Source organism: Microcoleus sp. bin38.metabat.b11b12b14.051 (assembly GCF_013299165.1).
Classification (GTDB): Bacteria; Cyanobacteriota; Cyanobacteriia; order Cyanobacteriales; family Microcoleaceae; genus Microcoleus.
Map to the genome: position 1 here is coordinate 1 of NZ_JAAFKD010000040.1, position 11501 is coordinate 11501.

Annotated in this window: 10 protein-coding genes; 7 read left to right on the plus strand and 3 right to left on the minus strand. The window is 44.7% G+C overall.

The window, feature by feature from the left end; all coding sequences use genetic code 11:
• Positions 1-384 precede the first annotated feature (384 nt).
• The 3 genes from QZW47_RS27160 to trpB all read right to left on the minus strand — a co-directional run bounded on the left by QZW47_RS27160 (position 385) and on the right by trpB (position 3212).
• Positions 385-1023, minus strand: coding sequence for a ribonuclease D (locus QZW47_RS27160; protein WP_293134477.1), 639 nt, complete (start codon positions 1021-1023; stop codon positions 385-387).
• Positions 1024-1193: 170 nt separating this feature from the next.
• Positions 1194-1703, minus strand: a complete 510-nt coding sequence (locus QZW47_RS27165; RefSeq protein ID WP_293134480.1) for a CAP domain-containing protein — start codon at positions 1701-1703, stop codon at positions 1194-1196.
• 270 nt (positions 1704-1973) lie between these two features.
• Positions 1974-3212, minus strand: a complete 1239-nt coding sequence (gene trpB / locus QZW47_RS27170) for a tryptophan synthase subunit beta (RefSeq protein ID WP_293134483.1) — start codon at positions 3210-3212, stop codon at positions 1974-1976.
• 541 nt (positions 3213-3753) lie between these two features.
• Here trpB and QZW47_RS27175 point away from each other — a divergent pair.
• The 7 genes from QZW47_RS27175 to QZW47_RS27205 all read left to right on the plus strand — a co-directional run bounded on the left by QZW47_RS27175 (position 3754) and on the right by QZW47_RS27205 (position 10958).
• On the plus strand, positions 3754-4413 hold the full coding sequence (locus tag QZW47_RS27175; RefSeq protein WP_293134486.1) for a TIGR00266 family protein: 660 nt from the start codon (positions 3754-3756) through the stop codon (positions 4411-4413).
• A 36-nt stretch (positions 4414-4449) separates the two neighbouring features.
• The gene (locus QZW47_RS27180; RefSeq protein ID WP_293134488.1) at positions 4450-5130 is read left to right on the plus strand and encodes a TIGR00266 family protein; all 681 of its coding nucleotides are present in this window, start codon (positions 4450-4452) and stop codon (positions 5128-5130) included.
• 274 nt (positions 5131-5404) lie between these two features.
• Positions 5405-6100: a TIGR00266 family protein gene (locus tag QZW47_RS27185; RefSeq protein WP_293134491.1), complete on the plus strand. Its 696-nt coding sequence runs from the start codon at positions 5405-5407 to the stop codon at positions 6098-6100.
• 78 nt (positions 6101-6178) lie between these two features.
• Positions 6179-7009, plus strand: coding sequence for a M48 family metallopeptidase (locus QZW47_RS27190; RefSeq protein WP_293134494.1), 831 nt, complete (start codon positions 6179-6181; stop codon positions 7007-7009).
• Between the two features lie 107 nt (positions 7010-7116).
• Positions 7117-7485 carry a translation initiation factor gene (locus QZW47_RS27195; RefSeq protein WP_293134497.1) on the plus strand — a complete coding sequence of 123 codons (369 nt, stop codon included), beginning with the start codon at positions 7117-7119 and terminating at the stop codon, positions 7483-7485.
• A gap of 435 nt (positions 7486-7920) precedes the next feature.
• Positions 7921-8514, plus strand: a complete 594-nt coding sequence (gene recR / locus QZW47_RS27200; protein ID WP_293134500.1) for a recombination mediator RecR — start codon at positions 7921-7923, stop codon at positions 8512-8514.
• Between the two features lie 347 nt (positions 8515-8861).
• The gene (locus QZW47_RS27205; protein WP_293134503.1) at positions 8862-10958 is read left to right on the plus strand and encodes a prolyl oligopeptidase family serine peptidase; all 2097 of its coding nucleotides are present in this window, start codon (positions 8862-8864) and stop codon (positions 10956-10958) included.
• Positions 10959-11501: the final 543 nt, after the last annotated feature.

Genomic DNA, 11501 nt, shown 5'->3' on the forward strand with positions numbered 1-11501 from the left:
TACATTACGAAAGTGATGGTGTGCAGGGGTTTTGACCCATTTTAGCTGCATTGCTTGCACTTTTTGAGGATTAAAACGAGCCAACGTCTCTTGCTGTAAGGGTTTTAGGCTTTTTCAGCAAGCCCTAATTATAAATACTTGCAAGTTTTGAAATTTCTTACACTCAAATCTAGCCCAGTCAAATAAATAATAGTAATTAGGTTCGTAGTGAGGACTTTAGTCCTTCTTTAGCCAAATCTCAAGAAGGACTAAAGTCCTCACTACAAACCTATAATTATAATAATTTAGGTTCGATTGTTCGGAATGTGAGTCCTTCCTCATCGAACTGAAGAAGGACTAAAGTCCTCACTACGAACCTATATGAGTGCAGTTGTGCGATCGCACCTAAGATGAGCCGTGATCGAAAACATCCTTGTACTGCAACAAATCCAAAGTTACAAACACAGGCAAACACTGAAAACATTGCTGTGCAACTTCCCAGCGTTCCTCTCGCTGCAACATAGCAGTCAGCTTTTGTTTAGCACTCAGCAAATAGCGAACATCGTTAGCAGCGTAGCTAAGTTGGTCATCGGAAAGATGCTCAGAATTTCCCCAATCCGAACTCTGAGAAGTCTTGTTGAGTTCTACTTTTTCCAACTCTTGGATTAACTCTTTAAGCCCGTGTCTATTAGTATAAGTTCTCGCTAACTTGCTCGCTATTTTTGTGCAGAAAATAGGTGCAATGTCAATACTCAAATTGTAACGCATTGTTGCCAGATCGAAGCGCGCAAAGTGAAATACCTTCTCAATATTTTCTGCTTCCATCAGCTTTTTCAAATTCGGCGCCGCCGTCTGGCCCTTAGCAATCCGCACCGCCGCAACTTTACCTTGCGGATCGCACAACTGCACCAAACACAAGCGATCGCGCCACGGTAGCAAACCCATCGTTTCCGTATCAACGGCGATCGCCTCAGCCGTCAAATAATAAGATAACAGAGCATCGGAAATATCGCGATCGCACACTTGAAAATCAGGAAATTGCATTATTGGTAATTGGGAATGGGGCATTGGGCATTGGGCATTGGGCATTGGGAATGGGGCATTGGGAATGGGGCATTGGGAATGGGGCATTGGGCATTGGGCATTGGGAGTAACTCACAAATCACAAACAACGCACTGCTAATGACTAATGACTAATGACTAATGACTTCTAATTACCGAGTTTTGACAAAAAGCTGAGTAAAATAATACTCGCCTTTGGCATTTTTGGCAATTGCAATACCTGTCAAATTAAACTGACCCTCGATATTCTTGCGGTGGCCATCACTTTTAATCCAACCCTCAACAGCATTGCGTACCGGGTCGCTGAAACCCATGTTGTAAGCAACATTTTCAGCGAAACTTTGATAGGGAACAGTAACTGCTTTCGCCCGGCCATCAAATCCATCGTGACTGAATTTAACTTTGCCGCTAGCCATATTTTCGCTGTGAATTCTTGCTATCTGACTAATTCGCGGATCGACACTCAGCGGTGGCAATTTTTTTGAGGCTCGATATTGATTGATCTGTTGGTTAACAGCTTTTTCTAAGTCAGCAATTGAACTCGTTGCAGCAATATTAGTATTCATGGGAGTTTCTGGGAGCGATCGCGCAAGAATGGACTCTGCACAATTAGGCAGGATTGTCAACAATCCCAAGGACATTAAAATCAAAGCTTTGGACATGAACTATTAGCACCAGATAAAGAAAACCGGGCGGTTGGAAACCGCGGCGACACAGACAAAACCCGCCTCCGCGGGTTGAAGAGTAGCCGATGAAAATTACGTTTTTTTCTTCCGTCGGCGTCCGGCGGACATTGTTTGTGTAGACGCGGTTTCAACCGCCGTCTGATTTATTTTCTTCCGTCGGCGTCCGGCGGACATTGTTTGTGTAGACGCGGTTTCAACCGCCGTCTGACCATTCCTACAGGGCGATCGCCCAAAATTCCGCTCGCGCTAGATATTCAGAACCTTCGCCACAGTCTGAACGTCTTTGTCACCGCGTCCCGAACAGTTGAGGACAATGCGCGGACTGCCGCTTAGCTGAGGACACAGAGTCTCCAAATAGGCGATCGCGTGAGCAGTTTCCAAAGCCGGAATAATCCCCTCCAACTGCGAAAGACGCTGAAAAGCATCCAAAGCTTGCTGATCGGTAACACTATAATATTCAGCCCGGCCCGCATCCTTCAAATAACTGTGTTCCGGCCCGACACCAGGATAATCCAAACCAGCACTAATCGAATGCGGCTCAATTACTTGACCCTCATCATCTTGCAATAGATAACTCATTGCACCGTGCAGAACACCGACAGTTCCCATAGTCAAAGTAGCAGCGTGTTTATCAGTTTCCACACCTTCGCCCGCCGCTTCAACACCAATCAATCTGACAGATTCTTCCCCAACAAACTCGTGGAAAAGACCCATTGCATTAGAACCGCCACCGACACAAGCTAATAAAATATCCGGCAAACCGCCCCACTTTTCCTGACATTGAGCGCGGGTTTCTACACCAATAATTGCATGGAAATCGCGCACCATCATCGGGTAAGGATGCGGCCCCGCTACGGAACCGAGAATATAATGAGTTGTCTCAACATTTGTCACCCAATCGCGAATCGCTTCCGAAGTCGCATCTTTGAGAGTTCCCGTACCCGCCGAAACCCCGCGTACTTCCGCTCCCATCAAGCGCATTCTAAACACATTTAAAGCCTGTCTTTCCATGTCGTGAACGCCCATGTAGACAACGCACTGTATGCCGAAACGAGCGCAAACTGTTGCAGTCGCAACGCCGTGCTGACCTGCACCAGTTTCAGCAATTACGCGCTGTTTCCCCATGCGTTTTGCTAACAATGCTTGAGCTAAAGCGTTGTTAATTTTGTGAGCTCCAGTGTGGTTTAAATCTTCGCGTTTGAGGTAAATTTGCGCGCCGGTACCATCGGGTTTAGCGTAGTGTTCGGTAAGGCGTTCGGCAAAATACAAAGGGCTGGGGCGGCCGACATAATCTTTGAGTAATCCTTGGAGTTGCTGTTGAAATTCCGGATCTTTTCGGTATTTGTGAAAAGCGGCTTCGAGTTCAAACAAAGCCGGCATCAGGGTTTCAGGGACGTATTTGCCGCCGAATTTGCCGAATCTGCCGAGGGAGTCGGGGCGTTGGGCGGTGGTTTCGGTGGTGAGACGCAGGGGGGTGACAGTCATAGGATTTTAGATTTTAGATTTTAGATTTTTAGATTCGCAGGTAAGCTAGAGGCGGGCGTATCGATCGCACGCTGAGTCGATCGTACCAAATTGCTTGGGGACTTGAGGCGATCGAACAAATTTCATTTTGACATCATTCCCAGCCGTACCGCGGGATGCCTAAACATCGCCCGGAAAGGTTTCTGCTTCTGTCCATTGCTGGATTTTCGCAACGGGTGCATCTCAATGAAGGCAAATATGTTTGTAGGGGCGAAGCATGACCTCCGTCAATATGGGATTATAACTAATAACTTATATGCGGTCATGCTTCGCCCTCTTCAAAAGTGAGATGCACCCTTTCGCAACTATCCTACGAGAATCCTGTGGCATGGCTGTCTTAGGTTCACTGCACAGGCTGACTTAGGCTTGCCCTGCCGCCAGAACATTTTTACTTGCCTTGATATTTCGGTCATTATTAACCGCAGAATTGTACATTAGATTGAGGAACCATTAGCAGATCTCACTTGTTTCAGTTATTCTTACAAAACAGGAAACCAAAATCGTGAATATCGACATTCGTTATAAACCTTCCTTTGCCACAATTTTTCTTACCCTCGAACCTGGAGAAAGCATTATTGCTGAATCAGGAGCGATGATAGCAATGGATGCAGCACTCACCATGAAAACAGAATTTAATGGAGGTTTTTTGTCAGGCCTATTAAAAAAGTTTTTTGGAGGTGAATCGCTGTTCGTAAATCGATTTACAAATCCAACACGGCAGTCTCTCCAAGTCGTTCTTTCTCAATCGACAATCGGAGATATTGCCGAAGCTCAAGTCTACGAAAATAACCTGTGCTTTCAACCAGGTGCTTATATTGCCAGTACCCCCGATATCAAATTAGGCGTGCGCTGGGCTGGATTGTCAAGTTGGTTTTCGGGAGAAGGCTTATTTAAATTGCAAGCCAGCGGACAGGGAACAGTATTTTTTGGTGCCTATGGTGGTTTGACTCGCAAGCAAATTAATGGTGATTTTATTGTCGATACAGGGCATTTAGTAGCTTATGAGTCGGGAATGAAAATGTCAGTAAAAATGGCAGGCGGATTATTAGGCTCCATCACATCTGGGGAAGGGTTTGTTAATAAAGTCACGGGCAAAGGAACGATTTACTTGCAATCCAGAAGTATCGACGGTTTAGTTCAATTTTTATCAAGTAAAGTTTGAGTTGCCAGCGAATATACCCATTACCTACTACCGAATATGAAAATTGAACTTTTACAACAACCCGACAGCACAATCGCCCGTATCACTCTAAATGCAGGGGAAGAAATCGTTGCCGAAGCAGGTGCAATGGTGGCAATGAGTGGCAATCTACAAGCAAGTACGACATTGCGCCAAGGCAAAGGTGGCGGTATTCTCGGCGGACTCAAACGCATGATTGGTGGAGAGTCGCTATTTTTAAGTGTATTTCGATCGCCAACACCGGAAAATACACTATTTTTAGCACCCAAAATGTTAGGTGATATGCTGCACTATCAAATGGGGAAGAGTGGCTTAGTCGTACAAGCAGGTTCCTACTTAGCCAGCACATCTGATGTCAATATAGACTTGGGTTTTCAAGGCTTCAAATCACTTTTTTCTGGAGAAAGTATCTTCTGGCTGGATATCAGCGGTCAAGGAGACTTACTTTTGAGTTCCTTCGGCGCAATTTACGAAGTTCCCGTCAAAGGAGAATACATTGTTGATACAGGTCATATTGTCGCTTTTGAGAAAACTTTAACTTTTGAAATTACTAAACCTCCAGGAAGTAGTTGGGTGAGTACATTTCTCGGTGGAGAGGGTTTAGTTTGTCGGTTTAAAGGCAACGGTCGCCTTTTTTGTCAAACCCACAATGCTCCAGCATTCGGTCAAGTTGTCGGCGGTCGTTTACCTCCCAGGTAGCAAGAGAGAAAGATGAGGAGACGGGGAAACAAGGGAGATCGATAAGGGTGCATCTCACTTTTGAAGAGGGCGAAGCATGACCGCATATAAGTTATTAGTTATAATCCCATATTGACTGCGGTCATGCTTCGCCCCTACAAACATATTTTCCAAAGTGAGATACACCCGATCGATAAAGTTAATTAATTACCTATTTCCCGTATCAACTGTCAACTATCAACTGTCAACTGTCAACTATCAACTGTCAACTATCAACTATCAACTATCAACTTATATGCCTAGCAATATCTCATATACAATCGAGCATTCTCCATCCTATGCCCAACTAAAACTCAAAATTCCTGCCAACCAAACAGTGTTGGTAGAATCTTCTGGTATGGCAGCAATGGATAGTCACATCACCCTGAAATCAAAAGTCAAAGGAGGCTTAATGAAAGGCCTCACGCGAATGTTAGCAGGCGAGTCCTTGTTTATCACCGAATTTAGTGCGCCCGAACGTTCTGGAACACTTTACGTTTCCCCTGGAGTTCCCGGTGATATTCAACATTATCACCTCAATGGAAATAGTTTGATGATGCAATCTTCTGCGTTTGTGGCATCGAGTTCTACTGTAGACATTGATACTAAATTTCAGGGATTAAAAGGCTTCTTTAGTGGCGAATCTCTGTTTTTTCTGAAAGCAACTGGACAAGGCGATATTTGGTTTAATTCCTATGGCGCAATCCTGGAAATTCCGGTGAATGGAAGTTACATCGTAGATACCGGTTATATCGTCGCCTTTGAGGATACACTGAATTATAATGTTGAAGTCATGGGCGGGCTATCCTGGAAAAACTTGAGGACGGGAATTTTAGGTGGAGAGGGCTTGGTTTGTCGTTTCAGTGGAGAGGGGAAACTGTGGATACAGTCTCGCAACCTGTTTCCTCTGATCAACTTTTTAAATCCCTTCCGCCCGACAAAAAACAATTAGTTTGATGCCGGTCTAGAACTTGTAGGATGCGTTAAGTATCGCAACGCATCCATGATAATATAATAATTTAAAAATATTATGACCGATCGCAATCCACCTACAAGTAACAGACAACTGCTAATCATATTGGGGATTTTCCTAGGATTAGGATGTTTATTGCTTTGGGGAACCATCAAACTGCTAGATGGGCTGATTTTATTAATTCCGCCCGAACTCGAACAGCGGTTGGGGGCGTTAGTTATCCCAGCTTACGAACGTCTTGCAGAATCTTCTCCGGCACAAGATACCGTCAATCAACTTCTCGATCGCCTGGAAACTAAATTACCAAAAGAAAAAAATATCGATCGCAACTATCGACTACTGTACATTCCCGATGATACCATAAACGCGCTAGCCTTACCCGGAGATACAATTATTGTTTATCGGGGTTTAATACAGCAATTAGAATCGGAAAACGAGTTAATGATGATCTTAGGTCATGAGTTGGGTCATTTCGCCCATCGCGATCATTTGCGCGGAATTGGGCGAGGATTGGCATTACAATTTGTGGTATCTGTGTTTGCAGGCGATACAGGTGGGCTGGCGAATCTTGCTGCTGCGATCGCTTCCAATTTAAGCAAAGCCCAATTTTCTCGCAATCAGGAAGCCCAAGCCGATGAATTTGGCTTACAACTCCTCGTTTCCCATTACGGACACGCGGCAGGCGCCACAGACTTTTTCCAGCGATTGGCGAAACAACCTCACTTAGATATTGCTTTGTTAGCGACTCATCCGGCACCTGGCGATCGCAGTATCACGTTAACACGAACGATCGCCCAACGTCGCTATCTGATGCAAGAGCGATCGCCTTTACCCGCAACACTTAAGGCGATGGATAATCAAAGGCTTAATAATTCGCTAAATCCTTGAGTCGTTAATACACTAGGTATAATATCAGAGTCTCAGCGGGCGATCGCAACTTTACTCAATTCACTAAAACTAGAAATACCCTAAAAAATCTTCAACCATTATAACACATGGCAGCATCCAAACCAAAAAAATCAGACAACAAAACAACCGACGGCAAACGCATAGTTTACTCCGAGTTTGGTAACTACGAAAACTCAGCCGCCCTCGAACGAGGAACGCCGGAAGCTCCCCCAAATCAACAAAATATTAAAGTAGAAGCATCCCGAAAAGGACGCGGCGGCAAAACCGTTACAGTCATCAGCGGCTTTCAAGAAAAACCTGAAACTTTAGCAGACTTAGCCAAGCAGCTAAAAGCCCAATGCGGCACAGGTGGCACAGTCAAGGAAAATGAAATCGAAATTCAAGGCGAACACAAACAAAAGATTGCCGAAATTCTCAAAAAATTAGGATACAAAGCTAAAATTAGCGGTGGATAAATTAACTTCAAAATAAGGTTCGTAGTAAGGACTTTAGTCCTTCCCAGGTTCGTAGTAAGGACTAAAGTCCTTCCCAGGTTCGTAGTAAGGACTTTAGTCCTCTCCAGGTTCGTAGTAAGGACTTTAGTCCTTCCCAGGTTCGTAGTAAGGACTTTAGTCCTCTCCAGGTTCGTAGTAAGGACTTTAGTCCTTCTTAGGTTCGTAGTAAAGACTTTAGTCTTTTGAATCAAGAACGGACTGAAGTCCGCACTACGAACCAATAACTTCTTCCTTCAATTAAGGAGTAACGAAGAACGGACTGAAGTCCGCACTACGAACCAATAACTTCTTCCTTCAATTAATGAGTAACGAAGAACGGACTTCAGTCCGTACTACGAACCAACAACTTCTTTATTCTTCCTTCTTCCGTCTTCCTTCTTCCTTCTTCCTTCATTTATGTACACTAGACCATTAGCCCGTTTAATCGAACAATTGCAGCGCTTACCAGGAGTCGGCCCGAAAACTGCACAACGACTCGCTTTACATATTTTAAAACGACCCGAAGAAGATGTGCAAGCCCTAGCTCAATCTTTGATTGATGCCAAAAAACAAGTCGGTTTCTGTAAGGTATGCTTTCACTTATCCGCTGAACCTGTTTGCGACATTTGTCGCAACACTAACCGCGACAGTTCTACGATTTGTGTAGTGTCAGAATCCCGTGATGTAATTGCTTTAGAAAAAACGCGGGAATACATAGGTAAATATCATGTTGTTGGCGGTGTTATCTCGCCGATGGATGGAATTGGCCCGGAACAATTGAACATTCAACCGTTAGTTCGCCGCGTTAGCCAGCAAAAGATTGGTGAGGTAATTATTGCCATTAGTCCTAGCGTGGAAGGTGAAACTACTACTCTTTACATCGGTCATTTATTGAAACCTTTTACCAAAGTGACGCGAATAGCTTTTGGTTTGCCGATGGGGGGAGATTTGGAATATGCTGATGAGGTAACTTTGGCTCGCGCTTTGGAAGGGAGGAGGGAATTGGATTAGGTGAATTGAATGAGATGAGGAATGAACCGCGAAGGCGCTAAGGACACGAAGGAAGATCGGAGAAGGGGATGAGTTGATAGTTGATATTTAAATTGCTCTTTCTTTAGTATATGCGATTGCTTAGCACAGTATCTCTCTTGCAAAAGTCCTTTAATCACATTTAGGAACGGGCATCTTGCCCGTTCCACAGAAAAAAAATAGGAACGGGCAAGATGCCCGTTCCACACACAGAAAAATTGTGGAACGGGCATCTTGCCCGTTCCTAGCTATTTTTGTAAAAGGTCTACTGAACAATGATAATCTTGTAAAAAAGGTTAAACTTAACAAAGTTACTAAAAGCAAAAATCATGACCCAATTCGATCGCCCTTTAAGCTACCCGACAACCCACAAAACCGAGCAAACAGACGACTACCACGGCGTTACGGTATCAGACCCCTACAGGTGGCTGGAAGACCCCGAATCTGAGGAAACTCAAGCCTGGGTGGAAGCTCAAAATTCAGTCACTTTCGGCTACCTCAGCGAAATTCCGGCGCGGGAAAAAATCAAGCAGCGGCTGACTCAACTCTGGGATTATGAGAAGTATGGCATACCTTTTAAACAGGGCGATCGCTATTTTTACTACAAGAATGACGGTCTGCAAAATCAATCTGTACTCTATACTTTACCATCCCTCGACGGCGAACCACAAGTATTAATTGATCCCAACACACTCTCAGAAGACGGAACCGTTGCTCTGGGTGGCATAGCTATCAGCGAAGATGGCAAGCTTATGGCCTATGGTTTGTCAACTTCTGGTTCCGATTGGCAGGAATGGAAGGTGCGCGATGTGGAAACCGGCGCAGATTTATCAGACCATTTAAAATGGCTGAAATTCTCAGGAGCATCCTGGACTCACGACGGCAAAGGTTTTTTTTACAGTCGCTACGACGAACCTAACGAAAAAACCAAACACGAAGACGTTAACTATTACCAAAAGCTCTTTTACCACCAAATCGGTACGCCTCAGTCTGAAGACGTATTAATCTACGAGCGTCCTGACGAAAAAGAGTGGGGATTTAGCGGCGGCGTCACCGAGGATGGTCGCTATTTAATTGTATCAGTTTGGCAGGGAACTGAAACGAAAAACTTGATTTTCTACAAGGATTTAACTGCACCGGAATCAAGCGTTGTCGAACTAATTAACGAATTCGAGTCGGAGTACAGTTTCATCGACAATGATGGCTCGCTTTTTTGGTTTCAAACAGATTTGAATGCTCCGCTGGGCCGCGTAATTGCGATCGACATTAACAACCCTCCTCCGTCATCCCTCGCTGGCGGTGACAGTCAAGGGAAATTCACCGAAATCATTCCCGAAGCCACCGAAACCCTTGGAGGTATTGGTCTTCTCAACAATCAATTTGTTGCTTCCTACCTGAAAGACGCCTACACCCAGATTAAAATCTTCAACTTAGATGGCTCATTCGTGCGAGAAGTCGCGTTACCGGGAATTGGTTCGGCGGGAGGATTCGGCGGCAAGCGTCACGATACGGATACCTTTTATGCTTACACCAGTTTCACTGCGCCGAACACCATCTACCGCTACAATATGGTGACGGATGAAAGTTCAATTTATCGGCAGCCGAATGTCGAGTTTAATCCCGAGGATTACGAGACAAAACAAGTATTTTACCCCAGCAAAGATGGTACGCAAGTACCGATGTTTATTACCCACAAGAAAGGTTTGAAACTGGATGGCAATAATCCCACATACCTTTACGGATACGGTGGTTTTAGTATCTCGCTAACTCCGAGTTTTTCTGTTAGCAGGGTTGTTTGGTTGGAGATGGGCGGAGTTTATGTCACAGCCTGTTTGCGGGGAGGTGGCGAGTACGGGGAATCGTGGCACCAAGCTGGCACTAAGTTGAAGAAGCAAAATGTGTTTGACGATTTTATCAGCGCTGCGGAATGGTTGATCGAAAATAAGTATACCAAACCGGCTAAATTGGCGATCGCAGGTGGTAGCAATGGCGGTTTATTGGTGGGGGCTTGCATGACTCAGCGGCCGGAATTGTTCGGCGCAGCGTTGCCGGCTGTCGGCGTTTTGGATATGTTGCGCTTCCACAAATTTACCATTGGTTGGGCCTGGACTTCGGAATATGGTTCGGCGGAAAATGCCGCAGAATTTCCTACAATTTACGGCTATTCTCCGCTGCACAATCTGAAAGCGGGAACTGCTTACCCGGCGACAATGATTACAACTGCCGATCGCGACGATAGAGTTGTTCCCGCCCACAGTTTCAAGTTTGCATCGGCTTTGCAAGCAGCCCATGCGGGAGAAAAGCCCGTGTTAATTCGCATTGAAACAAAAGCGGGACACGGTGCGGGAAAACCCACTGCGAAAATTATTGAAGAATTAGCAGATGAATGGGCTTTTTTAGTGAGCGAACTCGATATTAACCTTTAACCAGGACAGATTGGGGTTGCATCCGAGGGAATACCCACTGTGGATAGTGCGTATTCCCTCGGATAGGTGTGCCACACCACCAAGCACCTAACCTGCTGGTACGCACCTTCTAGCTAACTGTAGTGCTGGAGACATTTTTTTGCGATCATCTGGTGTTCCATACTTAAATATAGCAATGGTTCACGAGTTTTCTCCGCGGATAGCCGAAACCCATAGCAGAAATAGTGCCAATTTGTCAACTACCATTAATCTTAATTAATATTAAATTATGTTAATTAATGTATTTTTATTGGTCGTGAGCGGATATTTTTGATATCGATTCGCTGCATCCTGAGGAAGCTAACGGTGGGTGTCAACTGTCAAAAGTAGTATATCGAATATAAAGTGAAAATTATTCCCAAGCTGTGTAACAGATTTTTTCAGTGAATTTACGGGGATAATTTTCAAAAAAATCACACTTGTCACTGTACTGAGTATCGGCATATTAGCATATCTGCTGCTTTTTTGTTCGCAAATACGTAAGTAACGTAACTCTAAATCTCG

Coding starts and splice junctions, on each gene's coding strand:
- trpB (WP_293134483.1), bottom strand. CDS start 3,212: ATGACTGTCACCCCCCTGCGTCTCACCACCGAAACCACCGCCCAACGC.
- QZW47_RS27180 (WP_293134488.1), top strand. CDS start 4,450: ATGAAAATTGAACTTTTACAACAACCCGACAGCACAATCGCCCGTATC.
- QZW47_RS27165 (WP_293134480.1), bottom strand. CDS start 1,703: ATGTCCAAAGCTTTGATTTTAATGTCCTTGGGATTGTTGACAATCCTG.
- QZW47_RS27185 (WP_293134491.1), top strand. CDS start 5,405: ATGCCTAGCAATATCTCATATACAATCGAGCATTCTCCATCCTATGCC.
- QZW47_RS27205 (WP_293134503.1), top strand. CDS start 8,862: ATGACCCAATTCGATCGCCCTTTAAGCTACCCGACAACCCACAAAACC.
- QZW47_RS27195 (WP_293134497.1), top strand. CDS start 7,117: ATGGCAGCATCCAAACCAAAAAAATCAGACAACAAAACAACCGACGGC.
- QZW47_RS27160 (WP_293134477.1), bottom strand. CDS start 1,023: ATGCAATTTCCTGATTTTCAAGTGTGCGATCGCGATATTTCCGATGCT.
- QZW47_RS27190 (WP_293134494.1), top strand. CDS start 6,179: ATGACCGATCGCAATCCACCTACAAGTAACAGACAACTGCTAATCATA.
- recR (WP_293134500.1), top strand. CDS start 7,921: ATGTACACTAGACCATTAGCCCGTTTAATCGAACAATTGCAGCGCTTA.